The 24511-nt window shown below is 56.7% G+C and carries 22 protein-coding genes and 1 tRNA gene; 11 read left to right on the top strand and 12 right to left on the bottom strand.

Translation table 11 applies throughout. The features are described from left to right. Window positions 1-12: 12 nt before the first annotated feature. The 3 genes from L1065_RS03055 to L1065_RS03045 all read right to left on the bottom strand — a co-directional run bounded on the left by L1065_RS03055 (window position 13) and on the right by L1065_RS03045 (window position 3781). Window positions 13-1257, bottom strand: coding sequence for a branched-chain amino acid ABC transporter permease (locus L1065_RS03055; RefSeq protein ID WP_237093971.1), 1245 nt, complete (start codon window positions 1255-1257; stop codon window positions 13-15). A gap of 3 nt (window positions 1258-1260) precedes the next feature. Further along, window positions 1261-2292, bottom strand: coding sequence for a branched-chain amino acid ABC transporter permease (locus L1065_RS03050; protein WP_237093970.1), 1032 nt, complete (start codon window positions 2290-2292; stop codon window positions 1261-1263). A gap of 142 nt (window positions 2293-2434) precedes the next feature. Then, on the bottom strand, window positions 2435-3781 hold the full coding sequence (locus L1065_RS03045) for a substrate-binding protein (protein WP_237093969.1): 1347 nt from the start codon (window positions 3779-3781) through the stop codon (window positions 2435-2437). A 230-nt stretch (window positions 3782-4011) separates the two neighbouring features. On the opposite strand from L1065_RS03045, the gene L1065_RS03040 reads away from it, so the two are divergent. The 5 genes from L1065_RS03040 (at window position 4012) to L1065_RS03020 (ending at window position 9851) form a co-directional block, all read left to right on the top strand. Further along, on the top strand, window positions 4012-5343 hold the full coding sequence (locus L1065_RS03040) for a helix-turn-helix domain-containing protein (protein ID WP_237093968.1): 1332 nt from the start codon (window positions 4012-4014) through the stop codon (window positions 5341-5343). A 107-nt stretch (window positions 5344-5450) separates the two neighbouring features. Continuing rightward, window positions 5451-5843 carry a response regulator transcription factor gene (locus tag L1065_RS03035; RefSeq protein WP_239029946.1) on the top strand — a complete coding sequence of 131 codons (393 nt, stop codon included), beginning with the start codon at window positions 5451-5453 and terminating at the stop codon, window positions 5841-5843. A 31-nt stretch (window positions 5844-5874) separates the two neighbouring features. Beyond that, window positions 5875-6162 carry a hypothetical protein gene (locus L1065_RS03030; RefSeq protein ID WP_237093967.1) on the top strand — a complete coding sequence of 96 codons (288 nt, stop codon included), beginning with the start codon at window positions 5875-5877 and terminating at the stop codon, window positions 6160-6162. Continuing rightward, window positions 6159-8843, top strand: a complete 2685-nt coding sequence (locus L1065_RS03025) for an ATP-binding protein (RefSeq protein ID WP_237093966.1) — start codon at window positions 6159-6161, stop codon at window positions 8841-8843. Before L1065_RS03030 ends, L1065_RS03025 begins: the two co-directional genes overlap by 4 nt. A 114-nt stretch (window positions 8844-8957) precedes the next feature. Further along, entirely contained in the window at window positions 8958-9851 is an 894-nt protein-coding gene (locus L1065_RS03020) for a FliM/FliN family flagellar motor switch protein (RefSeq protein WP_237093965.1), read from the top strand. Here L1065_RS03020 and L1065_RS03015 read toward each other — a convergent pair. Genes L1065_RS03015 through L1065_RS03000 form a run of 4 tightly spaced genes read right to left on the bottom strand, consistent with a single transcriptional unit; the run spans window position 9848 to window position 12015 of the window. After that, entirely contained in the window at window positions 9848-10276 is a 429-nt protein-coding gene (locus L1065_RS03015; RefSeq protein ID WP_237093964.1) for a TIGR01244 family sulfur transferase, read from the bottom strand. The two genes, L1065_RS03020 and L1065_RS03015, sit on opposite strands and share 4 nt — an antisense overlap. An 8-nt stretch (window positions 10277-10284) precedes the next feature. Beyond that, window positions 10285-10719 carry a DUF6691 family protein gene (locus L1065_RS03010; RefSeq protein WP_237093963.1) on the bottom strand — a complete coding sequence of 145 codons (435 nt, stop codon included), beginning with the start codon at window positions 10717-10719 and terminating at the stop codon, window positions 10285-10287. Next, the gene (locus L1065_RS03005) at window positions 10719-11141 is read right to left on the bottom strand and encodes a YeeE/YedE family protein (protein ID WP_237093962.1); all 423 of its coding nucleotides are present in this window, start codon (window positions 11139-11141) and stop codon (window positions 10719-10721) included. The genes L1065_RS03010 and L1065_RS03005 overlap by 1 nt, the downstream gene beginning before the upstream one ends. A 10-nt stretch (window positions 11142-11151) precedes the next feature. Further along, on the bottom strand, window positions 11152-12015 hold the full coding sequence (locus L1065_RS03000; protein WP_237094527.1) for an MBL fold metallo-hydrolase: 864 nt from the start codon (window positions 12013-12015) through the stop codon (window positions 11152-11154). 176 nt (window positions 12016-12191) lie between these two features. Here L1065_RS03000 and L1065_RS02995 point away from each other — a divergent pair, with 176 nt between their 5' ends. Further along, the gene (locus tag L1065_RS02995) at window positions 12192-14225 is read left to right on the top strand and encodes an enoyl-CoA hydratase-related protein (protein ID WP_237093961.1); all 2034 of its coding nucleotides are present in this window, start codon (window positions 12192-12194) and stop codon (window positions 14223-14225) included. Here the strand turns inward: L1065_RS02995 and L1065_RS15900 are convergent. Further along, entirely contained in the window at window positions 14222-15232 is a 1011-nt protein-coding gene (locus L1065_RS15900; protein ID WP_237093960.1) for an ester cyclase, read from the bottom strand. The two genes, L1065_RS02995 and L1065_RS15900, sit on opposite strands and share 4 nt — an antisense overlap. Before the next feature lie 96 nt (window positions 15233-15328). Between L1065_RS15900 and L1065_RS02985 the strand changes: the two genes are divergently transcribed. Continuing rightward, window positions 15329-15853: an ester cyclase gene (locus tag L1065_RS02985; RefSeq protein ID WP_237093959.1), complete on the top strand. Its 525-nt coding sequence runs from the start codon at window positions 15329-15331 to the stop codon at window positions 15851-15853. 159 nt (window positions 15854-16012) lie between these two features. Beyond that, window positions 16013-17146 (top strand): lytic murein transglycosylase, encoded by a 1134-nt coding sequence (locus L1065_RS02980; protein WP_237094526.1) that lies wholly within the window; start codon window positions 16013-16015, stop codon window positions 17144-17146. Here L1065_RS02980 and L1065_RS02975 read toward each other — a convergent pair. Beyond that, window positions 17138-17371 (bottom strand): hypothetical protein, encoded by a 234-nt coding sequence (locus L1065_RS02975; protein WP_237093958.1) that lies wholly within the window; start codon window positions 17369-17371, stop codon window positions 17138-17140. The two genes, L1065_RS02980 and L1065_RS02975, sit on opposite strands and share 9 nt — an antisense overlap. Window positions 17372-17483: 112 nt before the next feature. On the opposite strand from L1065_RS02975, the gene L1065_RS02970 reads away from it, so the two are divergent. Beyond that, entirely contained in the window at window positions 17484-17765 is a 282-nt protein-coding gene (locus L1065_RS02970) for a DUF2312 domain-containing protein (protein ID WP_237093957.1), read from the top strand. A 60-nt stretch (window positions 17766-17825) separates the two neighbouring features. Here L1065_RS02970 and L1065_RS02965 read toward each other — a convergent pair whose 3' ends face one another. Further along, entirely contained in the window at window positions 17826-18707 is an 882-nt protein-coding gene (locus tag L1065_RS02965) for a hypothetical protein (RefSeq protein WP_237093956.1), read from the bottom strand. 217 nt (window positions 18708-18924) lie between these two features. On the opposite strand from L1065_RS02965, the gene L1065_RS02960 reads away from it, so the two are divergent. Both L1065_RS02960 and L1065_RS02955 read left to right on the top strand, forming a co-directional pair. Next, window positions 18925-19000, top strand: a tRNA-Thr gene (locus tag L1065_RS02960). Window positions 19001-19273: 273 nt separating this feature from the next. Next, complete coding sequence (locus L1065_RS02955) at window positions 19274-22726, top strand: DNA methyltransferase (protein ID WP_237093955.1); 3453 nt, start codon at window positions 19274-19276, stop codon at window positions 22724-22726. Window positions 22727-22866: 140 nt separating this feature from the next. Here the strand turns inward: L1065_RS02955 and L1065_RS02950 are convergent, their stop codons facing one another. Together L1065_RS02950 and L1065_RS02945 are read right to left on the bottom strand one after the other, a co-directional pair. Next, window positions 22867-24222 carry a hypothetical protein gene (locus L1065_RS02950; protein ID WP_237093954.1) on the bottom strand — a complete coding sequence of 452 codons (1356 nt, stop codon included), beginning with the start codon at window positions 24220-24222 and terminating at the stop codon, window positions 22867-22869. Continuing rightward, entirely contained in the window at window positions 24209-24430 is a 222-nt protein-coding gene (locus L1065_RS02945; RefSeq protein WP_237093953.1) for a hypothetical protein, read from the bottom strand. Before L1065_RS02945 ends, L1065_RS02950 begins: the two co-directional genes overlap by 14 nt. Window positions 24431-24511: the final 81 nt, after the last annotated feature.

Here is a 24511-nt window from a genome sequence, read left to right as displayed (position 1 = left end):
GGTGGTTGCTCCTTATTCCGCAGGTTCGGTGGTTGCAGTTGGTTTATCGTCGTCGGCTTGCTTGCGCTTGAACATACGTCCGATGCGCTGGCTGCCTTCGACAAGTCCGCCCGGCAGGAAGATAACGACCAGCATAAAGATAATGCCAAGCGTCAGGTGCCAGCCTTTGCCGATAAAGGGGTAGATCATCCCCACGATCAGATTTTCCAGACCATCGGGCAGGAAAGCAAACCATGTGTGAAGGATGTCCGAGTTGATCTTGGACAGGATGTTTTCCATGTATTTGATCGCACCCGCGCCCAACACCGGACCAATCAAGGTGCCTGCACCGCCAAGGATCGTCATCAAGACAACTTCACCAGATGCGGTCCAGAACATCCGTTCAGGGCCAGCCAAAGGATCCATTGCCGCCATCAGGCCGCCCGCAAGCCCCGCATACATGCCCGAGATGACAAAAGCCGCAAGGGTATAGGGTTTGGGGTTCAGGCCAGTATAGGTCAGACGTTGCTGGTTCGATTTGACCGCCCGCAGCATCATGCCAAACGGCGAACGGAAGATGCGGATTGACAGGTAGAAGGCCAGCAACATGATAACGCCGCTGAAATAGTAGCCTGCCGAGAAGGTGAAAACCCAATCGCCCAGGTTCAGTTCGGTCGCGCTGCGCATCTCCACGCCGAAAAGGCTTGGGACAGGGATGTTGCCGCTCTCTGTAGTTTGCGCGCCCAGAATACGGGGGTCTTGCAGCGTCAGTTGCAGACCTGTTTCACCACCTGTCAGACCCTTTTGCAAAAGGCCCTGTTTGTCAGGACCGTCCATATCCGTGGCCAGCACCGAATAGGCAAGGGCGTAGGACATCATGGCAAAGGCCAGTGTCAGGATCGAAAAGTAAATCCCGGATCGCCGCAAACTGACGTAGCCGATCACAATCGCAAACAGGCCAGACATGGCAATCGCAAGCCCCAAGGCTGGAATGACATTCATCCCGAACAGCTTGAACATCCACATCGCGGAATAGCTGCCCACACCCAGAAACGCGGCGTGCCCGAACGACAGATACCCTGTCAGGCCGAAGAGGATATTGAACCCGATTGCAAAGATACCAAAGATCACGAAGCGTTGCATCAGATCAGGGTAACCCGCGTTGAACTGTGCCATCGCACTGCCTTCGGGGAAAGGGTTGAGAAGGAACGGTGCCAACAGTGTCAGGCCCGCCACGAACATCAGTAGACGTAGGTCTTTCTTTTCCAAACCGAACATGGCTTATTCCTCCATCACGCCTTTGCGACCCATAAGGCCACGTGGACGTGTCAACAGAATGATGATTGCGACCAGATAGATGATCACTTGGTTAATACCGGGGATCAGGTCGATCACGGCTGACATGGATGCCAGGCTTTCAAGGATACCAAGCAGGAAGCCCGCCAAAACCGCGCCAGGCAAACTGCCCATACCGCCCACAACAACCACGACAAACGACAGCACAAGAAAGTCCATGCCCATATGATAGTTGGGCGAGTTGATGGGCGTATACATCACGCCAGCCAAACCCGCGACCGCGGCCGCAATGCCGAACATGATGGTGAAGCGGCGGTCGATGTTGATGCCAAGCAGACCAACGGTTTCGCGGTCCGCCATACCTGCGCGCACAACCATACCAAAGGTGGTGAACTGCAAGAAGGCAAAGACAGCAGCAATGATGATGGCTGCAAAGCCGAAGTAGACCAGGCGCCAGTAAGGATAGATGATCACGTTGGGGTCAAATCCAAGTGCTGCCCCAAAATCGAACGATCCGCGAAAGACCTCAGGGGCAGGGGTCGGGATTGGGTTTGCGCCATAGTAATACTTGATGACTTCCTGAAGAACGATGGCCAGACCGAATGTCACAAGGATCTGGTCGGCATGGGGACGCTTGTAGAAGTGCTTGATCAGGCCGCGTTCCATAATCACACCGATGGAAATCATGACCGGTATGGCAAAGAGGATGGATAGAGGCACCGCCCAGTCCATCATCCACGCACCCGCCGCTTCGCCGAACCATTGTTGCACATAGAACAGATCATCATAGCTTGGGTTGCCCAAGAAGTCTGTCCCCGTGGGCTCGGGCGATTGATAGGACAGGGTCAGCAAGTTCGAGAAGGTAACCGCACAAAAGGCGCCCATCATGAACAAGGCGCCATGCGCGAAGTTTACCACGCCAAGCGTGCCGAAGATCAAGGTCAGACCCAGGGCAATCAACGCATATGCGGAGCCCTTGTCTAACCCGTTCAGAATTTGAAGGATGATTGCTTCCATTGTCCCTTACCGATGCTGGTGTTGGCTGGTGCATAAGCCGATTACACGGACCCCTTTAGGTCGGGTATGTGCGGTGACGGCTTTTGAATGTCGTATGAAGTGCAAGTGGGGCAGACCAAAGCCCGCCCCACGCCTGGGCGATTTACGCGCCCGGGTTACATGTGCCCAATGCACCGCCCGAGAATTGGGGGTGATCTGGTGCGTATGTGACCTGATCAACAGGTGTGACTTCAACGATCTCAAGAAGGTCGAACTCGGATGTCGGGTTTTCTTTGCCCTTCACAACCAGCACGTCTTTGAAGCACTGGTGATCTTCGGCGCGGTAAAGTGTTTTACCATTGCCCAGACCGTCGAATTCAAAGCCTTCAAGTGCTTCGACAACGCCACATGGGTTGAATGTGCCAGCACGTTCACAAGCATCCGCATAAAGCAGGGTCTGCACGTAGCATGTGTGCGCCGCCTGGCTTGGTGGGAAGCCGTATTTGGTGCCGAAGGATTTAACAAACGCTTTGGAGCCTTCGTCTTGCAGCGACCAGTGCCAGTTTGTCGAACCAAAGATACCTGCAACGTTTGCACCAGCACCCTTCGCCATCAGGCGCGAGTAAAGTGGCACAACGATCTGGAAGTCTTTGCCGTTCACTTGCTTGTCACGCAGACCGAACTGGACCGCGTTTGTCAGCGAGTTCACCATGTTGCCGCCGTAGTGGTTCAGAACCAGCGTGTCGGCGCCCGACTGAAGAACAGGCGCGATGTAGGACGAGAAGTCAGTCTGTGTCAGCGGCGTTTTCACGGCGTTCACAGTTTCCCAACCCATTGCTTCGGTTGACGAACGGACGGCTTCTTCTGTGGTATAACCCCAGTTGTAGTCCGCTGTCAGGTGATAGGCTTTACGGTCTGTGCCGTAGTTTGCAGCCAGAACCGGCGCAAGGGCAGCACCCGACATGTACGAGTTGAAGAAGTGACGGAAGCCATTGGCCCGCTTGTCTTTACCCGTGGTGTCGTTGGAGTGGGTCAGACCCGCCATAAAGATAACGCCTGCCTCTTGGCACAGCGCCTGAACAGCAACAGCCACACCGGACGACGAGCCGCCCGAAATCATGACCGCACCGTCTTTTTCGATCATCGACTTGGCCGACGCACGGGCTGCGTCTGATTTCGTCTGTGTGTCACCTGTGACGTAGACGACTTTCTTGCCAAGGATACCGTTGCCTTTGAGAGCTTTGGACGTAAACGTTGGCATCATGCCGCCGTCGCCTTCACCGTTCAGGTGTTCGACAGCCAATTCGAACGCGCGCAACTCGTCTGCACCTTCGTCCGCATATGGGCCAGTCTGTGGCACGTTGAAGCCAAGTGTTACAGTGTCGCCTTGTGGTGCGTTTGTGTAGCCTGCGTGGTTTGCAGCCGACAGATATGTCGGAACCGCAAGACCGGCACCAGCAACTGCACCTGTTTTGATCACGCCACGGCGTGTCAGATTCATTTTAGACATTGAAGTCCTCCCTAGGGTTTTATCACGAAAATCTGGCGTCCTCCTCAGTCAACCGGATTTACGTCGGCACTATTTGTGCTGACGTCAGCATTGCGGGGGGATGAAAACAAAGCAACAAATGCTTCAAACATATGAATTTTTTTGTAAACAAAATCACACTGCGCGTGTATAGATTGTAAATTCATTTTCTCGCATCTGCAGAAAGTAATTGGAATCTTTAAGGAATTGCCATGCCCGCGTCCGCTCTCACAGGAACCCGCATCCGCGAACACCGTCTTGCCCAGAAGATGCGTCAGGCAGATTTGGCCCGAGACGCGGGTATTTCGGCCTCCTACCTCAACTTAATCGAGCATAATCGCCGCAGAATCGCAGGCAAAGTGCTGGCCGATATCGCACGCGTCCTTGGGGTCGAGGCCAGCAGCCTTGCAGAAGGGGCCGAACGATCGGTCATCGAGGCCATTCAAACAGCGGCAGCCGAAGCACCCGGATTTGATGCAAGTGCTGCATCGGCCGAGGATGTGGCAAGCCGCTATCCCGATTGGGCACGCCTGATCGCCGACCAGAGAGCACGCATCACGCAGTTGGAGCACTCTGTCAACACGCTCACGGACCGTCTGGCCCATGACCCTTTTCTCACCGATGCATTGCACGAAGTGATTTCCAGCGTCACCTCGATCCGGTCGTCCAGTTCGATCCTGAGCAGTGATGAACCCATTGAACCTGACTGGCAAAAGCGATTTCAGCAAAACATTTTCAACGATAGCCGACGTCTTGCCGAAAGCGCCCAGTCCTTGGCGAGCTATCTTGAGGGCACATCAGGCGAGACGGCCAATGCGGGCACGCCGCTTGAGGACTGCTTTGGCGCCCTACAGGCGGCCGAATATCACTTCTCTGCACTGGAAAGCCCAGATGCAAACGCCGAAACGGTCGCCGCTATCGTTGGGCAGGCGGCGCTCAGCTCTGATGCGGCAAGGGCAATACTGCGATCAAATCTTGAACGCTATCTGTCCTTGGCGCAAAGCATGCCGATGGCTGCGTTTGCCGATGTCTCGTCGGTTCTGGCGGACCCTGTGTCATATGCCAGACATATCGGTCAGCCACTTGCGAATGTTCTACAACGATTGTCGTATTTGCCCCAAGAGGTCGTTGGCCAACCCATCGGCTTGGTCCAATGCGATGCGGCGGGCGCGCTGGTGGCGCGTAAACCGATTAAGGGGTTTGATGTTCCGCGCATTGGGTCGGCGTGTTCGCTTTGGCCCGTCTATGCCAGTTGGTCGCGTATGGGGATGCCCATCAAAAGCCTGATCCAGCAAGACGGGCAGGGTCGCCCGGCCCTGATTGCCTATACCGCGACGACAGAGGTGATCCCCGCCAGTTTTGAACGCGCCTGTGTCTACGAAGCGGTGATGCTGGTTCGGTATGCGCAATCAGGCGAAGTGCAATCAACACCGCAGCTGGTCGGTGCCACCTGCCGTGTCTGTGCAATTTCCGATTGCCCTGCGCGGCGTGAGCCATCGGTGCTTGGATCGTTGCGCAGCTCTGCTCCAGATGATGGGCTTTGACAGATGCAGCATATTGAACCAAACTTGCCAGCTATAACGCCAAGTTGACTGAAAACTGTGCGGTTTGAAAACCTGCATCTTGGGCATAAGGGCGAGGGACCAAAAATATGACGGGTGTGCAAGCCAAGGTGCTTCTTATCGAAGACGAGCCGAATATTTCGGAGGCGTTGACCTTTGTGCTGGCCCGCGATGGCCATGACGTGCGCACCCATTCGGACGGGCTGACAGCGTTGGATGCGATCAAGGACTACGGCCCTGATATCATCGTCTTGGATGTGATGCTGCCCAATCGCTCGGGTTTTGATATTCTGGCTGACCTGCGGGCTTCGGACTTTGCGCCACAGACACCTGTTTTGATGCTGACGGCGCGCGGACAGAAAAAGGACCGCGATATGGCTATTGATGCAGGCGCGTCACGTTTTATGACAAAGCCCTTTGCGAATGATGATGTTCGGCAAGCTATAAATGCGTTGTTGCGACAAACCGGTAATCACGCCTAAAATCCCCAACAAGCCGAGCAAGGGAAACCTGATGAAACCGCCAGCAAAATTGCTGTTTTTGGAGCGTAACACCTATCGTCGTCGCCGCATCGGCGACGCCATCAAAATGCTTCCAATCCTTGGCGTCATCCTGTTTTTGCTGCCTTTGCTGTGGGGAAGCCGCCAAGAGCCTGCGCTGACATCTATCACGGGTCTTTATATTTTTTGCGTATGGGGCGGGCTGGTTATTGGCCTTCTGGTGCTAACACGGCTGCGTGGCAAATCAGCGGCGCCCCCTGAAAGCGATAGCTGGACCAACCCGCAGGATCCCACACAATGATCAACGCCAACATCTTGTTGGTTGTGTCGCTGGCCTATGTGGTCTTGCTGTTTGCGGTGGCATTCTGGGCCGACAGGCGCGCAGAGGCGGGCCGCTCGACATGGCTGCGCAGCCCGTTGATTTATACGCTGTCGCTGTCGGTCTATTGCACGGCGTGGACCTTCTATGGCGCGGTCGGCTTTGCCGCGCGATCGGGGCTTGAGTTTATCACCATCTACCTCGGACCGACCCTTGTTGTCGTGGGGTGGTGGTGGATCTTGCGCAAGTTGGTGCGCATCGGAAAAGCACAACGGATCACATCAATCGCTGATTTACTTTCGTCGCGCTATGGCAAGTCAAATTTGGTGGGCGCGATTGTCACCATTCTGGCAGTGGTCGGAACAACACCATACATCGCTTTGCAGCTGCAGTCGGTCACCTTGTCGTTTGAAGCGTTCAATCAAGTGTCGCCTGCGGCATCGGGGGGCGGTGTGCGCAATACCGCACTTTGGGTCGCGGCAGGTTTGGCGCTGTTCACGATCCTTTTCGGCACGCGAAATCTGGATGTGAACGAACGCCACCACGGGGTTGTCACCGCCATCGCAATCGAGGCCATCGTCAAACTTTTTGCGCTTATTTCGGTTGGTGTTTTTGTGGTCTGGTTTGTGGCCGACGGCCCCGCCGACATCCAGCAACGTATTGATGCCTCAGCGATTTCACAATTTGATGTGGATGGCAGCCGTTGGATGGGTCTGACATTCCTTGCCGCCGCTGCCTTTATATGTCTGCCGCGCATGTTTCATGTGACGGTCGTTGAAAACGAGGACGAGAAAAACCTTGAAATGGCCAGTTGGGCCTTCCCTCTCTACCTCGGTGCGATGAGCTTGTTTGTCATTCCAATCGCCGTGGTCGGGCTTGAGCTTTTACCTGCCGATGCAAACCCTGACCTTTTTGTTCTAACCGTCCCGCTCAGCCAGGGCGCGGACGGGCTGGCATTGTTGTCTTTTCTGGGCGGGTTCTCTTCTGCCACATCAATGGTGATCGTTGCGGCCTTGGCCCTTGCGACGATGGTGTCCAATAACATTGTAATGCCGCTGTATTTGCGCAGCAGAGCAGGGGACGGCGCAACGATTTCGGGGGACGTGCGCAACGTCGTGTTGTTTTCGCGCAGGGTGGCAATCGTGGCGATCCTCACGCTTGGCTATCTGTATTACTCTGTATCGGGGGGCAGCCGCGCGCTGTCTGCGATTGGGCTGATCTCCTTTGCAGGTGTCGCACAGGTGTTGCCTGCTTTGCTTGGGGCGCTTTTTTGGCGGGGCGGAACACGCACGGGCGCCGCCGCAGGCCTGATCACCGGATTTACACTGTGGGCATTTACACTGCTTTTGCCAAATCTGGCAGGCCAGAGCGCATGGTTCGGGCCGATTATGGACAACGGATTGTTCGGCCTTGCGATGTTGCGTCCCGAAGCCTTGCTTGGCGTCACCGCGCTGGATCCGCTGGTTCATGCCATTTTCTGGACCATGCTGCTGAACACTTTGGCATATATCATCGGCTCGGTCAGTTCATTCCCGACACCTCTGGAGCGATTGCAAAGTGTGGAATTTGTGAACGCATTTGACCAGCAATCCAGCCCCAAAGGATGGAGCCAGAGCCGCGCCGAAGCAGAAGACCTGTTGGTGATGGCGCAGCGCATCATCGGTGGCCGCGAAACGCAAAGGCTTTTTGCGGCGCAAGCGCAAACGCAAGGCAAAGACGGTTATCTGCCCGACATCACGCCGGCGTTTATCGAAACACTCGAAAAGCGTTTGGCTGGTTCGGTTGGTGCTGCGACTGCCCATGCGATGATGGCCCAGATTGTCGGTGGCAGCTCTGTATCGGTCGAAGACCTTATCGCTGTGGCCGATGAAACAGCACAGATGATGGAATATTCCAACCAGCTGGAAATCAAATCGACCGAGCTGGAACGCACCGCGCGCCAACTGCGCGACGCCAACCAAAAACTAACAGCCCTTTCCGTGCAAAAAGACGCATTCCTGAGCCAGATCAGCCATGAATTGCGCACGCCGATGACCTCGATCCGGGCGTTTTCGGAAATCTTGCGTGAAGGGGAGTTGAGTGTCTTTGAGCAAAAACGCTACTCAAGCATCATCCATGATGAGGCGCGCAGACTAACGCGATTGCTCGATGATTTGCTTGATCTTGCCGTGCTCGAAAATGGGCAGGTTTCGCTGAATATCGAAGTGGACGCGATTGGCGATATACTGGATCGCTCGATTGCCGCGGTGGCCAAAAAAGACACCAAGCTGGATATCAAACGCCGTAGGATCGCCGAGCGCATAAAGGTTCAGACGGATGTCGATCGCCTGTCGCAAGTCTTTATCAATTTGATCGCAAATGCCCAAAAATACTGCGATGCCGACGCCCCCGTTTTGCATATCGAGGTCAGCCAGGTCGGGGCCGATGTGATTGTTGATTTCATCGACAACGGCAGCGGCATTGATAGCCCGCAACAAGCGGTGATCTTTGAAAAGTTCTCGCGTCTGTCAGATCATCAAAGGGCGGGGGGTGCAGGTTTGGGATTGGCAATTTGTCGAGAAATTGTCTCGAAACTCGGCGGGACCATTCGCTATTTGCCAGGCCATGACGGCGCTGCATTTCGCGTAACCGTTCCAAAAGCGCTTGCTTTGGCGGCACAATAAACGGCTTTTTGGCCCGCGCGATAAGCCTTCGTTAGGAATTTCGCGCTAGTCAGGCCGCATGGCAAAGCAAGTCAGAAACATCCAAATCAGGTCAGCGGCCCCGTGGTTGATCGTTTGAGCGGGCAACCAACAACGCCGTCTGTGTTGGCCAAAAAGCTGCGCAAAGATGGCACAGCCCAACAGGCTGATACCACCTCACTGGTTCGACGGGCGGTGGCGAAAGCCGCAGACCAAACCTACGGCCTGATGCTTGAGGTATCGCAGGCGAAATCCGAAACGATGACGCTTGATCAAGCCGTGTCCGACATCCAAGGGACACCGCTTTTGATTGAATTGGTGCACCTGACAAAAGGGCAGGGCTTCGCCGTTCTGGACGCGGCTTTGCAGACAGCGCTTGTTCAGCAAGCCACGATATCGAAAACCACAGGTGGAGCGCCTGATGATCGGCCTGCAACACTCACTGATGCGCGGCTTGTGGCGCCTTTTCTCAACAGCTTGTTTGCGTTGGGCCCAACTGCGCTTGGTGCCGAAGGATATTCGGCCCAAGATATGCTTGCCTCGCCGCGGATGATCTCCTTGCGATTGCCAGCGGGCGACTTTTGCGTTCACCGATATGGCCTAAGCATTGCAGGCGGGCAAGGCGAAGGGCAGCTTACCCTTGTCATGCCCGTGGCCCAACCCGACCCAACCCAAGACGTGCCGATCACTGCACGGCAAACCTTGTCAGAGCCGTTGCAGGACGCGCATGTCGAACTGTCCGTTGTGTTGCATCGCGTCAGCTGGCCTTTGTCAAAACTCAGGGCCTTGGAGGTGGGAAGCCATGTCCCAATTCCGCGCCACGCGCCCCAGTCGCTGGAGGTTCGTTCGGTCACAGGCGGGCTGATTGGCACTGCAGATCTGGGTATGCTGGATGGGCAAAAGGCTATTCGCTTGCACCGCGACAAGGACCTGAATGTCGTCTCTGCGCGGTCAGCCAGCCCTACGCCTGAGAGTGTCGCTGCCGACTAGTTACCGCTGGCCAACGCATCGATCTGCCCGCGCATCCCGTCCAAGGCATATCCGCCGCGCGCCGCGGCTGCGATGATATCGTCGGTGGGCATTTGTCCCGCGACCGACAAGGCCCAAACCATAGTGGACCGCGTGCCAGACGCGCAATAGGCCAAGATCGGCCCTTCGGCCTGATCCAAAAGCCCCCGCTGCGCTGTCACATGCTCCATCGACAACATCGGCGTTGGAAACTGATTAACCAGAAAGGTAAGCCCATGCGCCTTGGCTTCTTGTGCCATAACCTCCGCACTGTGAGAGGGCGGGTTTTCGGCATCGGGGCGATTGCAAATCACAGTTTTGTAGCCAAGCGCTGCGATGTCGGCCATGTCTTGGGGCTCGATTTGCGGCGCAACGGAAAAGTCGGGGGTAAGCTGTCGAATGTCCATGGTGCTTGTTAAGCCGCTTTTGCGGGGCCGTCCAGCGTGCGCCGCACAGGTGGCGCCACGGCGAAGCCCGCGACAAGGGCTGCAAAAAAGACCAATCCGCTTGTGCCGCCGAAGCTGAGCGATGCCAAAGCGGGTCCAGGACATAGCCCCGCCAACCCCCACCCCACGCCAAACAAAACCGAGCCCATAACGAAGGGGCGGTCAAACACCGTTGGTGCAGCTGCGGGGAACGTGCCGCCCAAAGAAGGGGTGCGGCCCTTGGACAGCAGCCAGGCAGCCGCCATTGGCACAATCGCGCCCCCCATGACAAACGCCAGCGTCGGATCCCAATTGCCAAAAAGATCAAGCCAGCCCTGAACCTTGCGCGTATCGGTCATGCCCGAAACCAACAATCCGGCCCCAAACAATCCGCCAGCCAAAACCGCAAACACCAAACGTATCATCACAGCGCCCCCATCATTCGCAGGATGGCCACGGTGACACCGCCCGCCCCAATGTAGATCAGCGTGGCAACAATCCCGCGCATCGAAAGCCGCGATATGCCGCAAACACCGTGTCCAGATGTGCACCCATTGGCCAGACGTGTCCCAACGCCCACACACAAGCCTGCGGCGACCAGCACAGCGAGATTGGTGGTGGCATAGGTGGATGCCCCGCCACGCAGCAAAACAATAACAGCAGGAACCGCGATAAGGCCGATCACAAAGGCCAAACGCTCGCCCTTCGCTTTGCCCGCACTGCCGTCGACCAAACTGCCAGCAATTCCGCTGGCCCCCATAACCCGTCCGTTGACCAGTAGAAAAACGGCACCCGCGCAGCCGATCATCAGCCCACCAAGCAGCCCGTATATCCAATCCATGTGCATGTGCTGTCCTTTAGAGTTTGTTGAGCGGAACCTTCAGAAAGACATCACCGTCCTGATCGGGTTCTGGCATATGCCCTGCGCGCATATTGACCTGCAATGACGGCACAATCAGCCGCGGCATGGGCAACGTGGCATCGCGGGCTTCCCGCATCTCGACGAAATCCTCGGCCGCTTTTGTTTGCGACAGGTGGATGTTCTTTGCCTTTTGCTCGCCCACGGTGCTTTCCCAAGCAAATTCATCGCGTCCCGGTGCCTTGTAATCGTGACCCACAAAGATACGCGTGTCATCTGGCAGGCTTAGAATCCGCTGGATAGAGGCGTAGAGATCTTTGGCAGACCCACCGGGGAAGTCGCACCGTGCGGTGCCAAAATCAGGCATAAACAACGTGTCGCCCACAAAGGCCGCATCCCCCATCACATAGGTCAAACAGGCGGGCGTATGACCGGGTGTGTGCAACACATCGACCCGCAGTTGCCCGATCATGATGCTATCGCCATGTTCAAACAGCTGATCGAATTGCGACCCATCGCGCTGAAATTCGGTGCCTTCGTTAAAGACCTTTCCAAAAGTATCCTGCACCAGCTTGATGTTGTGGCCGATCCCGATTTTCCCACCAAGGGCGTCTTGCAAATAGGGGGCGGCAGACAGGTGATCTGCATGGACATGGGTTTCCAAAATCCATTGAATATCAAGGTCGTGTTGTTTGACATGCGAGATAATTGTGTCGGCCGATTTTGTGTCGGTGCGTCCTGCGGCATAGTCAAAATCCAGCACGCTATCGATGATACAGGCCGCGCGGCCATTCGGGTCTTTGACAACATAGGACACGGTGTTGGTTGCCGTGTCGAAAAAAGGCGTCACATCTGGCGTCATCATCGCTTGGAACCTTTACATATCAGGCGCTTGCTCGGGCGCGGCGCTAAATTCAGTAATGGGAATGTAATGCACCTTGCCGCCCCGTGCCATCCTTATTGCTTATATTTTCTCTTGGCTGCAAACTGTGCGTAACACCACCGCACAAACGGGGGCGCGCAGGCGCGCAAGAGCAGATGAGCAAAGTAATCCAGACAACGACCCAAGATGGCGTGCGGCACATTCAGCTTTCCCATCCCCCGGTGAATGCAATCACGAAAAAGATGCGCGCGGCTTTGATTGCGGCGCTTGCACAGGCGGGTGGTGATCCGGCGGTTACGCAGGTTCTGATCTCTTCCAAAGGCAACACATTTTCTGCGGGCACCGATATTCGTGACTATCGCCATCCCCAAGGCGCACCCACGCTGGCCCACCTCTGCGATGTGATCGAACAGATGACAAAGCCTGTTGTGGTCGCTTTGCACGGAACGGTCCTTGGGGCGGGGCTGGAAATTGCCTTGGCGGCACATCACCGCGTGGCGGCTTCAGATGCCCGATTTGCGTTTTCCGAGGCCAGTTTGGGCCTTATCCCAAGTGGCGGCGCAACACAGCGGTTGCCGCGTCTGATCGGGGCGCGTGCCGCTTTTGATTTGATGGTGTCGGGCGTGCCAATGCAGGCCCAGACAGCCAAGGAACGCGGGTTGATCGATACGCTGGCGACGGGGGATTTGGTCGGGTCGGCGATGGACGTTGCACGCGCCCTTGGCCCATCAGACCTGCGCCGCACCCGCGATCAAAGACAGCGGTTTGTCCCCTTCGATGCGTTTAGTGCCGAGTTGAAAAGCATTCGCAGCCTTGCCGATGTATTGGACGGCGCACCGCCTGAGGTTTTGGCTGACCTGATCGAAGGGGCCGCCCTTTTGCCTTTTGAAGCTGGTATCGCGGCCGAAGCGGATCGGTTTGAGAACTTGCGCACCTCTCATAGCAGTCAGGCGATGCGATATGTGTATACGGCCACGCGCCGTGCCGCGCGGTCGGGCGTGGCCAAGGGCACAACCGCGCAACCCGTGGCGCAGGTCGGGGTGGTCGGGGCCAGCTCTGCCGGCTGCCGACTGGCCATTCGGTTTTTGCAAAAAAATATACCCGTCACGCTTTTGGATCAGGACGAGGCCACGCGCACTGCGGGGCTTGGGTTTATTGAAAAACAACTGGTCAAAAGTGGTAACGCAAATGGGTTTGCGCTGTTAACACCGTCGTCTGATCTGGGTGATTTGGCGCAGGCCGATGTGGTGATCGAAACGGTCAAGGAAGACCGCGCCTTGAAAGAAGGGTTGTTCCGCGTTCTCGGGGCGCGGTGCAAGAAAGACGCGGTGTTGGCGACGACCACCGAAGCCTTTGATCTGGCGGCTTTGGCGGAAATGTCTGGCCGCCCCGAAGATGTGATTGCCATCCGTATTTCCGACCGTATGCCACGGTCAGACCTTTGGGAAGTGACAAGCCACACACGCAGCGCGGACCGCGCGATTGCCACGGGATGTGCCTTGGCGCGACGGGTTCAAATGCCGCTGGTGCGTGGGTTCGGCGCGCGTGCTTCACTTGCCCAGTCGTTGTTTTACGCAGCCATCCGAGCGGGCGAACATATGGTTATGCGGGGGGCGGATATCAGCGCGGTGGATGGCGCGTTACGAGAGTTTGGCTTCCCCCTCGGGGTATTCCAGTTGATTGATATCAAAGGGGTTTCGACCCTTTCGCACCAGCTGGACGAGCATGGGCAATCCAGCGCTTTGTTGCATCATCTGTCCGAGCATGGATGGGGTGGCGTGCGGTCGGGGCGCGGGTTTTACGACTACGGGGGCAATGCGCCTGTCCCCAACGTGGCCGCGATGGAGCAGGCCAAGGTTTTGGGCGCTGACGAAGGGCTGGAGCCGCGGGTGTTCAGCGCGCCGCGTATTCAGTTGCGTATCTGGACAGCCCTTTTGGCAGAAGGGGCGCGGTTGGTATCAACGGGGGCCGCCAAGCGTCCGTTGGACGTGGATATCGCGGCCATCTGTGGGTTGGGCTTTCCGCACCACCGCGGCGGGCCGATGAAAGCCGCGGATATCGAGGGGTTGTTGTTGATGCACAAAGCACTTCGACGCTACGGCACAGAAGACGCGGTCTGGGCCCCTGATCCGTTGATCGCCGAGGCGTTGAAAACAGCCGACGGTTTTGACGTATTCAACGGTGCCTAGAGCACAAGATCGGGCGTGCCGCGGCGGTGTTTGAGCTTTGCAAAGACATCGATACCCATTTGAAGCGCCATGTGAATGACATCCATCGGAACCCAGTTTTCGCTTATTTTTCCGTCGGTTAGGTGGTAAAAATCCATCACACGCATGTCTATGTGACGCCCCGTCGGGGCCATGCCAAGCCATTCGCCGGTATGGGTTGCCGTCACCGATGGCCAACCGCCAGTGACGGCAAATGGACCATCGCCGATGCGGATGTAGTGACCTGCGCCGCGGCGGTCGGGAAAGGCGCGTAGGAAGGGGATTTGATGGTGGGCGCGAAAGCCTGACAGGCCGCGCGTTGTCCCGATGCCTGCGGGGCCATACCACAAAAAATCATCCGTCCAATAGGCCGAATGATCCATGCTATCGAGGTTGCGCCCGTCGAAATCGCCCAAGGCGGCGTGCATCTTGAGGACGGTCTGCATGGCGGTGGCACCAGCATCGGTATCGGTGGCGTGCAGCCTGACGGCGTGCCCCCCTTTGGGTGGTTGCCATTGGCCTTCAGCGCCCAGTGACGGGGCAAGTGGCCAGACGCCTGCTTGGGCCATAAGGTCCAGAAAATCCAGCATAATATAGCTGTGGCGTATCTTGTCGCCGTCGATGTGATGGGCCTCGCAATATCTTATGGTGGCGACGCCGTGGGTGGCGGGAATGCCCAACAAATCCGCGGTGAATGTGCCTTGCAACACCCCCATACAGGCGACCATATGGGGGGCGCGCGCGGTGGTGACGCGCGGGTCTGGCAGGTTGGGGCCTGCAACGGTCAAACCGGGGCGGCGCTCGAGATCGGGGAACGCGTTGCGCAAGATGGACCACACATCAGATATGCCGTCCAAGTCACTGATTTCATTGAAGGGATGCACGCCGAACCATGTTGCATCCTGGTGGTAGGCAAGGGCCACGGGGGCGCCTTGGGCCACATCGCTGAGCTGCTGTTCAAGCTGTTGTTTCATGGCTGTGAAGTCCACCACGCTGCCCTTTCGTCATTGACTTTGCAATCCTATGCAAGTCAGGTTTGCGCGGAATTTGTAACACTGTCCAGAGACAAATCGAGGAGACCCGAGATGGCTGGTGCCCGCCCTGAACAAGCCGTGCTGACACGTGATACCGACATGAGCAAAACAGATGAAACCCGCGCGGTCATCGAAGGTATGGTGGACGGTTTGAACGACCACCGCATTGCCGACATTGGAGAGTTTTTTGCCAGTAATTTCAGATGGATGGGCAATCAGGGGTGTGGCACGAAAGAGGGGCTGCAAGCCTTTCAGGACAACTGGCAAAAGCCCTTTCAGGCAGCGTTTTCCGACAAGGTCTGCATTGATGAGGCGCGGCTTTACATGGGCGAATGGGCCGCGGCCTTCGGGCGGCAGGAGGCCGTTCATTCAGGCGAATTTCTGGGCATTGCGCCAACAGGCAAGAAGGTGGAAATCCGCTATATGGATTTTTGGAAAGTGGTCGATGGGAAGATCGTTGATAATTACGTGAATGTGGACTTTGCGCATGTGGCAGCACAGCTGGGCGTCGATCTTTTTCAAGGGCACGGATGGGAGGCTTTTGACCGCGCAGAAAAGACGCCGCCCACGCCTTAACCTTCTGTTTATGAATTTTTTTTGCGGCAAAAATCGATGTATGGCCTAGCGTCTGCTATGCGTATGGCAATGCGTCAGACACTTGGGTGACACCAATGCGTACGTTGCATCCCCGCCCGAAACTTTACATGATGTTAACAGGTATGTGCAGGGTAGGCGATTATGGTGAACAGGCGACACTTCGGAACGGGTATGATTGCGGCGTCAGGCATGGTGCTTTTGGCAGGCTGCGGCGGTGCGGATGATCGCGCGGGGCGTGCGGCGCCTGTGGCCAACGATCTGCGCCCGACGCGCAACGCGGGCTACGCACGGTGGGTTGACGGGTTTCAGGCGCGCGCCTTGGGCCAAGGGATCAGCGCCCAGACCCTGAGCCGCGGTTTTCGGGGCACGGGCTATTTGCCAGGCGTGGTGCGGCGTGATCGCAATCAGGTCGAGTTCAAGCGCAGTCTGGAAGATTACTTGTCGATCGCAGTAAGTGACGAGCGGTTGCGCAAGGGCCGTGCGGCCTTTGGCCGGCACCGCGGATTGCTGCGCGATCTGGAAGGGCGTTACGGCGTGGACGCGGAGATTATCTGCGCGATCTGGGGGCTTGAGAGCTTTTTCGGAGAACGCCGCGGCGACATCTCGGTGGTTAGTGCCACTAGCACGCTGGCCTATGACGGGCGGCGGGGTCGGTTTTTTGAACAGCAGTTGATCGCCGCTTTGCGGATCGTACAGAACGGCGATATTCCCGCCAGCCGCATGGTGGGATCATGGGCGGGCGCGATGGGTCACACGCAGTTTATCCCGACCTCGTACCAGCAGTTTGCGGTTGACTACACGGGCGACGGGCGGCGCGACATCTGGAGCGATGATCCGAGCGATGCGCTGGCCAGCACAGCCGCCTATTTGCAGCGCAACGGTTGGCAGCGCGGTGTGCGATGGGGGCGTGAAACCGACAGCGGTGGATTGCAGCCGCAGGCAGGCGGGCCGCGCTTTGCCACGACCGCGAATTTCAGGGCGATCAAACGGTATAACAATTCGGATGCCTATGCGATTGGCGTGGGCCATCTGGCCGACCGCATTGCGGGGGGCGGGCCACTGCGCGCCGATTTTCCGCCCGATGCCAACGGGCTGACCAAGCGCGACCGCGTGGCTTTGCAAAGGGGTCTTACTGCGGCGGGGTTTGACACGGGCGGCGCGGACGGGGTGATCGGGCCGAAGTCTCAGGCCGCGATCCGTGCGTTTCAACGCGCCCGTGGCTTGGAAGTGACGGGGGTTCCGTCGCCTGCGTTGCTGCGGATGCTATCCTAGGATCACGCCTGCAACGACCATCATCAGACCGATGGCCGAGATGAAGAACGCGCCAAGATTGAGCGGCATCAGCTGGCTGAGGCGGGCCTTGAGCGCGTCGTCGTCCAGACCTGCACGCGCGGCTTTGCGCACTTTCGAGATGAACATGAAAATCCCGATCACCCCGATCAGGGTGATGATCGCGCCAGCGGCGATGAGCCATTCAAAGGGGAAGCCATTTTCCATGGCATGAGGCGCTAAACCATCCGTGCGGCGCTTGCAAGAGTGGGGCGCGGGCGGTAGGTGTTGGGCCTTGAAAAACAAACTTAAAAACCGCTGATATGAAGGAGCGCAGGTGATGCAAGATGCTATGGGAAACGTCGTTGAAATGGACAGCAAGCCCGACAGCTACCGTGTGACCGCTGATGAGTTGCGCCAGTTTATCGAACGTTTTGAACGGCTTGAGGCCGAGAAGAAAGACATCGCGGACCAGCAAAAGGAAGTGATGGCAGAGGCCAAGGGCCGCGGCTATGACACCAAGGTGATGCGCAAGGTGATCGCGCTGCGCAAACGCGAGGCCGATGACATCGCCGAAGAAGAAGCGGTGCTGGAGATGTATAAAGAAGCGTTAGGGATGTAAGCGAGGGGGCCATGCCCCTGCTTTGCGTTTACGGCGTGATCAAATTCACGCAGTTTTTATTTAAGGCGTGATCAAATTCACGCCAGGCATGCGCCCGATTTGGTAGACGTCTTCTTCGTAGAAGTCCGAGAGCGTGTCGATGTAGTCTTCGCTCCAGTGGGCCAGTTCGGGCGGGAATGGCACGTCGATGCGGTCGTCCATCGCGTATTTGTCGAGGAACGCCACCATGATGCGGCGCAGGTGCACTTCGGATGTGGGCGGGTTTTCGGCGATATAGGCGCGAAAGCGGACCATGCCTTCGCGTTCCATGATCTTGGACAGCAGGAAGTGCGGGTTCAGCAGGTCGATGGTGGGGTCCACCCCGCCGATCTCGCGCATCAGTTGTAGCCACAGCAGGGGGCTGTCCTCGTTGCACCAAGTAGTGATCTGGGCGTGGGGCAGGACCGATTGGATGCGGGCGATGATTTGTGACCAGCGGATGGTCAGCGGGTCAACGCCGCCCAGAAGTTCGGGGCGTTTGTCGTCATCGACTTTGCCGTAAAGATCGGGGATGAGCGTGCCGGGGTCGCGCAGGGCGAGGAAAATCTCGATCTGGTCGCCTTGGAAAATGCTGCCAAACCCCGCAAGTTTTTCTTCGAGCTGGCTGTAGAACAACCCGTCTTCGAACACGCGCTGCGGCACGCATAAAAAGCTTTCGTGGCTCATCACAAGGCGGTCGACATTGTCCTCTTCGATGATGGCATCCAGAATGATTTCGCGGGCATCGGGCGAGGGCTGGGCGCCTTTCAAGCTCTGGATTGTTTCGCGCAACAGGCGGCGATAGCGCCCCGGACCAGGCACTGCAGTGCCTTCACGCGACAAGATTGCCTTGTTTTTCAACAGGCATTTCAAGAGCTTGTCTTCATCGGTGCAATGGGCGCCGATATGAAGCGCGATTTGCATGTCCGTCCCCTTTTGGGTCTGCTCGCTGGTGCGGCCCTGCGCGGGCTCTGTTTTCTATCACGGCAGATATGACAACGGAATGGGGCCGTTTAAAGACATCTGCACGGCATTTGATTGCCTGAGTGATGCGCGGGGCAGGGTGAGGCGCAATTTTCCGCAAATTTCGCAAAAAAGGGTCTTGCGCGGCGCAATGCTACGGTCTATTTCGCCGCTTAGTGCCCCTATAGCTCAGCTGGTAGAGCAACTGATTTGTAATCAGTAGGTCCGCGGTTCGAGTCCGTGTGGGGGCACCATTTCACCAATAAAATCAATGACTTGACCGTTTCGAAAAAACACGTTCGAGTTGCGTGAAATTCTAGGAACCCTATAGGAAGCCGATTTAGGGGTGTTGCGCTATTGCGACTGCCAATCGATTGATTCCCGTAAGTTGCCTGAACGGGGCTGATGCTATGTAGCCTCAGTCGGGGATGTAGCCCATTTCGGTGAGGTGCCGAGAAGGCTCGATTTTACGATTGCGCTGATTTGCTCAATTCTGCATCGTAAAGTTGTAATGATGTGAGCGCCCAATGTCTGAGATTTCAAGTTTTATCGAAAAGTGGAAAGTCTCGGGGGGCAGTGAACGCGCCAACTACCAAATGTTTTTGAGTGAGCTTACCGAGGTCTTGGGCGTGCCCAAACCTTTGCCCGTGACGGACACGAACGAAAACGACCATTATAGGTTTGAGCGGGGGGTCAAGTCGGGAATAGCAGGTGATCAAAGTAGTAAGTTCATCGACCTTTACAAAAAAGGGTCATTTATCCTTGAAACAAAACAAGGCACGCAAAAGCGGTCAGGCGAAACCGATCAACTGACCCTACCAGATATGCCCAAGGTCACACGCACAGGGCATGGGGTGCGGGGCACGCGCGCTTGGGACAAAATGATGGATAAGGCCCGTGCGCAGGCCGATGGGTATGCGCGTTTAATTGCGCGCGATGACGGGTGGCCACCGTTCCTTATTGTTTGCGATGTGGGCTATGTGATCGAAGTTTATTCCGACTTTTCGGGGCAGGGGCACGGCTACACACAGTTTCCAGATGGCAATTCGTTTCGCATATTCATAGATGATCTTGCCGACGAAAAGATCCAAGACCGTTTGCGCGCCATTTGGACCGATCCCCAAAGTCTTGATCCGTCCAAAACTGCCGCGCGCGTCACGCGTGAAATATCGGAACAACTGGCCCGCCTTGGTAAATCGTTTGAGGCTTCGGGACACGCACCCGACAAGGTTGCAGCCTTCCTTATGCGCTGCCTGTTTTCGATGTTTGCCGAGGACGTAGACCTGATCCAGCGTGAGAGTTTCACGAACCTGTTGATCGAAATGCAGGCCAGCCCTGAACATGTGGCGCCTGCTTTGGAGTCTCTTTGGCGGGATATGAACACAGGCGCCAAGTTTTCCCCGATCTTGAAAGCAAAGGTTCTCAAATTCAACGGCGGTTTGTTTGCGGATGCAGAGGCGCTGCCCCTTGATAGTGCGCAGATTGCCCTGTTGATCGGGGCGGCCCGTAAGGACTGGCAATTCGTGGAACCTGCGATCTTTGGCACTTTGCTGGAACGCGCCTTGGACAAACGGCAACGCCATAAACTTGGCGCGCATTATACGCCGCGCGCCTATGTCGAACGGCTTGTGGTGCCTACTATCATTGAACCGCTGCGCAAGGATTGGGAAGCGGCCCGCACCTCGGCCTATACGCTTGCCAAGGATGGCCAGACACATCAGGCGCTGGACAAGGTGCGCCGCTTTCATCGCAAACTGGTGGACACCCGCGTGCTGGACCCTGCCTGTGGCTCTGGCAACTTCCTTTATGTGGCGCTGGAATTGATGAAACGGCTGGAAGGCGAGGTCACGGCCCTTCTGGACGAGCTTGGCGATGATGAGATCAACCCGGCCATGGCAGGCTTTACCGTTGATCCGCACAACTTTCTGGGGATCGAATTGAACCCTTGGGCTGCGCGTGTGGCCGAATTGGTGCTGTGGATCGGCTATCTGCAATGGCACTTTCGCACCTATGGCAAGGCCGCCCCTGCGGAACCTGTGCTGAAAGACTTTCACAATATCGAGAACCGCGATGCGGTGCTGACCTACGGTGCCAAATCCCCGCGCATGGCCGAGGATGGCACGCCCGTCACCCGTTGGGATGGCATCACCACCAAAACCCATCCCGTCACGGGCGAACAAGTCCCTGACGAGACCGCGCGGGTGCAGGTCTATGACTACACCAAACCCACCGCCGCCAAATGGCCCGAGGCGGATTTCATCGTTGGCAATCCGCCGTTTATTGGCGCGTCACGGATGCGCGATGCCTTGGGCGATGGCTATGCCGAGGCGCTGTGGGCCGCCTATAAAAAGATGCCGCAATCTGCGGATTTTGTGATGTTCTGGTGGGAAAAAGCAGCGCTGGCTGCGCGTGGGTATGCCGCCAAGACGGGCAAGGGCACGCGGCGCTTTGGGTTTATCACAACCAATTCCCTGCGCCAGACGTTCAACCGCCGTGTGCTGGAACCGCACCTGAGCGATACCAAGAAACCCCTGTCGCTGATCTACGCCATCCCCGATCACCCTTGGGTGGACGCCGCCCAAGGCGCTGCCGTGCGCATTGCCATGACCGTGGCACAGCTTGGTCGTCATGAGGGACGGTTGCTGACCATTGCAGATGAGGTGAAAGGCGAGACCGAAGACGAAGGCCGCGTCGTGCATTTCGATATGGAAGTGGGGAAGGTCTTTGCGAACCTGCGGACAGGTGCGGATGTCGGAGGGGCGAAGGCGCTGAAGGCGAATGAGGGGCTTTCACATCGAGGTGTTACTTTAGGTGGTCAAGGGTTCCTTTTAACATCAAGCGAGGCCCGAACATTCTTGAGTGGTTCTGACAAAAAATTGGTTTTCCCATACCAAAACGGACGCGATCTAATATCGGGAGTCAGTTATAGGTTCGTCATTGATGCATTTGGCTATTCGCCAGAAAAACTTCGCAGTGTATATCCGCGTAGTTATCAGCAATTACTTGATCATGTGAAGCCAGAAAGAGAGCAAAACAATCGCAAGTCATACCGAGATAATTGGTGGGTTTTCGCAGAAGCTAGAAGCGAATTTAGGAACGCAAAAAAAGGGCTGACGCGGTTCATAGCCACGACGAGAACGGCAAAATACCGTAATTTTGTCTTTGTTGAGAGCGCTACAGTAACTGAAAGCGCAATCGTTAATCTGGCCTTAGAAATGGCTTCGTCACTAGCAGTGGTTTCATCAAGACATCATATACTATGGTCATTGGCCGCTGGAGGTTGGCTAGGAGTGGGAAATGATCCAGTCTACAACAATTCAAAATGCTTTAATACTTTCCCCTTCCCAGACCCCAATGACACGCAAAAGGAAACCCTCCGTGCTTTGGGCGAGGAACTGGATGCGCACCGCAAGGAGCGTCAGAAACAGCACCCCACGCTCACTCTGACCCAGATGTATAACGTGCTGGAAAAACGCCGTGCGGGTGAACCCATCGAAGGCCGTGATCTTGAGATTTACAACGACGGGCTGATCGGCATCCTGCACGATATTCACGACCGCATAGATGCCGCTGTTGCCGATGCCTATGGCTGGCCCACTGATCTGACCGACGACGAGATTTTGCACCGTCTGGTTGACCTCAACACTGAGCGCGCCCGCGAAGAAGCCGCGGGCCACATCCGCTGGCTGCGTCCCGACTATCAGAACCCCACAGGCGCACAGGCGGCGTCAAAGGATCAAAAGGAAATGGATATGGGTGTGGCCGACACCGCCGACAAACCCGCATGGCCCAAGGATATGATGGACCAGGTCGCCGCCATCCGCGATGCCCTGTCCGATCTGGACACAGCCACCCCCGCCCAGGTCGCGCGGTCCTTCAAACGCGGGCGCGCGGCGACGGTTGAGCACCTGCTGACCAGCATGGTGGATTTGGGATTGGCTGCCCCTGCGGGCGACGGGGCCTATAGGGTGGCGCGATAGGGAAGCGGATGCGGATGGTGCGTGGTTTGACGATACTGATGTCTGTTGGTTTGGCTCATACGGCTTTTGCCGATGGAGCGGTCAGGTCTGATCGGCATTAACCCCGAATACGTGCTGCATTCAGGGGTAATTGCGCATGGTTAACGGTGCATATCGCTTGGGCTTTTGAACACATACCGATCCTTGGCCCTTTGCAGCTGTTTTGCGTAATGATCGGGATTTGCGCGTAATTTGGACTGCATGACTTGGCAGGTTTTACCGATATGCCCTTCCAAGTTATCGAAGGTTACACCCTGCAAAGCTGCGATTGTGACGGTGCATCCCAAGGATTGTTTGACGATCAGGTCAATGTGGGCCGCGCGGTCGACTTGCTTGACCGCGCTTGGGTCCACATTGGCCCTCATTTCCGCCAAATCCTGTGCAAAGCTGTGCAAGGCCACCTCCCAAATGGGGTGATTGGGCCACCGTGAGCGGTTGGTTTCGCCGCCCTGTGGGTCCGCATAGCGCGTGGCAAGGCCCATCTTTTGCACCAAATCCCCATAGCAGGTGAACAGTTGGGACCACGTTTTGATGTCCCATTGACGTAACGCGGGTTTGCCTGCCCTGAACTCTATATGCCAGATGCGGCTTGCTGTGGCGTCCTTTGGGTCCAACGTGGTCCCTTGGGGCAGGTCGCCTTGTGCTATCATGCGGTCAATGTTGCCTTGCCAGATGGTCCACCAATAGGCTTTGCGCTTGGCGGTCACCTCGGCCCGCTTGTCGTAGATCGTCACTTGCTTGCGGGCGGAACTGCCCAATGTGACTGATCCGGTGCGCCCTGATGTGCCATGCACCGCAAAGCTGTCGCTGTCCGCATATGAGCCGTGTCGCGTGTTGCTATGGGTCACAAAGTGACGTGGGTTGAGTGTGAAGTCGGGGGCCCAAATATCTGTGCAGATATCGACACGCGACAGGCTGACTTGGTGGTCGTCATACCTGATCCCGAGGGCGTCGCACACAAGGTCGATGTGCGCCCGCACGCGTCCCAAGTCCCCCACGGCAAGCGCTTTTGAGCCTATGATAAGACGCACGCCCCACGGATCTTTGGCGTTTGGTGTTTTGAAGGCAAAAGCGGCCCCGAAATCCCCCGTGTTGCACAATAGCGCATAGCCTTTGCCGCCGTGCGGTTTGACGTGCATCTGCACGCCGTTGATGTGGGTAAGCACGGGTTCGCCATCGTCGTCGGCCCTTTGCGTTTCGGCCAAAAGAGTTTCGAACATGTCATGCGGCAGGTTGGCTTCTATCGACAGATGGATGGTGTCAAAGCCTGTGTGCAGCACGGTGTAAGGGGTGCCATCGGGTGGCATGTATTTCTGGAGAGGGGGTGTTACTAGAACCCCCTCTTGCCCGTTCGGTTTGACGGTTTGGCCACCTTTCGCCTCGTCGGTGTCTCCGACGGGGCAGGCAGGGTTTTGGGGCCGAATGGTGTTGTCGTTGGCTTGATTAACGGGGTGCATTGGCGGCTCCTGTGATCCAGTTTTCGGCGCGTTGGGCGCATTTTGACAGGTTCAACAGATCGGCATAACCAAAGCTGGATGTGCTTTGCCATTGGCCTTGCGCGTCTTTGTATGAGCGGGCCAGGTCGACGGTGTAGAACCCGTCATTGTCCCAGATGGTTGCGGTGATCAGCCCGAGGCGAACCTTGTGGGCAGGTAGTTTCGACATAGGAAAATCCTTTCGGTTTGAGTTAATGGCAGGCAAAGAAAGGGCGCGAGATCGCGAAACCCCGCGCCCGTTTGAGAACCT

This window comes from Nereida sp. MMG025 (genome assembly GCF_021654165.1).
Lineage (GTDB): Bacteria > Pseudomonadota > Alphaproteobacteria > Rhodobacterales > Rhodobacteraceae > Nereida.
The sequence above is the reverse complement of the archived record's forward strand: the minus strand, read 5'-3'. Positions and strand labels throughout refer to the sequence as shown.

Bases quoted from the DNA above. Each gene is read 5' to 3' on its own strand.
- L1065_RS03055 (WP_237093971.1), bottom strand. From the start codon at position 1,257: ATGTTCGGTTTGGAAAAGAAAGACCTACGTCTACTGATGTTCGTGGCG.
- L1065_RS03050 (WP_237093970.1), bottom strand. From the start codon at position 2,292: ATGGAAGCAATCATCCTTCAAATTCTGAACGGGTTAGACAAGGGCTCC.
- L1065_RS03045 (WP_237093969.1), bottom strand. From the start codon at position 3,781: ATGTCTAAAATGAATCTGACACGCCGTGGCGTGATCAAAACAGGTGCA.
- L1065_RS03040 (WP_237093968.1), top strand. From the start codon at position 4,012: ATGCCCGCGTCCGCTCTCACAGGAACCCGCATCCGCGAACACCGTCTT.
- L1065_RS03035 (WP_239029946.1), top strand. From the start codon at position 5,451: ATGACGGGTGTGCAAGCCAAGGTGCTTCTTATCGAAGACGAGCCGAAT.
- L1065_RS03030 (WP_237093967.1), top strand. From the start codon at position 5,875: ATGAAACCGCCAGCAAAATTGCTGTTTTTGGAGCGTAACACCTATCGT.
- L1065_RS03025 (WP_237093966.1), top strand. From the start codon at position 6,159: ATGATCAACGCCAACATCTTGTTGGTTGTGTCGCTGGCCTATGTGGTC.
- L1065_RS03015 (WP_237093964.1), bottom strand. From the start codon at position 10,276: ATGGACATTCGACAGCTTACCCCCGACTTTTCCGTTGCGCCGCAAATC.
- L1065_RS03010 (WP_237093963.1), bottom strand. From the start codon at position 10,719: ATGATACGTTTGGTGTTTGCGGTTTTGGCTGGCGGATTGTTTGGGGCC.
- L1065_RS03005 (WP_237093962.1), bottom strand. From the start codon at position 11,141: ATGCACATGGATTGGATATACGGGCTGCTTGGTGGGCTGATGATCGGC.
- L1065_RS03000 (WP_237094527.1), bottom strand. From the start codon at position 12,015: ATGACGCCAGATGTGACGCCTTTTTTCGACACGGCAACCAACACCGTG.
- L1065_RS02995 (WP_237093961.1), top strand. From the start codon at position 12,192: ATGAGCAAAGTAATCCAGACAACGACCCAAGATGGCGTGCGGCACATT.
- L1065_RS02985 (WP_237093959.1), top strand. From the start codon at position 15,329: ATGGCTGGTGCCCGCCCTGAACAAGCCGTGCTGACACGTGATACCGAC.
- L1065_RS02975 (WP_237093958.1), bottom strand. From the start codon at position 17,371: ATGGAAAATGGCTTCCCCTTTGAATGGCTCATCGCCGCTGGCGCGATC.
- L1065_RS02970 (WP_237093957.1), top strand. From the start codon at position 17,484: ATGCAAGATGCTATGGGAAACGTCGTTGAAATGGACAGCAAGCCCGAC.
- L1065_RS02965 (WP_237093956.1), bottom strand. From the start codon at position 18,707: ATGCAAATCGCGCTTCATATCGGCGCCCATTGCACCGATGAAGACAAG.
- L1065_RS02955 (WP_237093955.1), top strand. From the start codon at position 19,274: ATGTCTGAGATTTCAAGTTTTATCGAAAAGTGGAAAGTCTCGGGGGGC.
- L1065_RS02950 (WP_237093954.1), bottom strand. From the start codon at position 24,222: ATGCACCCCGTTAATCAAGCCAACGACAACACCATTCGGCCCCAAAAC.
- L1065_RS02945 (WP_237093953.1), bottom strand. From the start codon at position 24,430: ATGTCGAAACTACCTGCCCACAAGGTTCGCCTCGGGCTGATCACCGCA.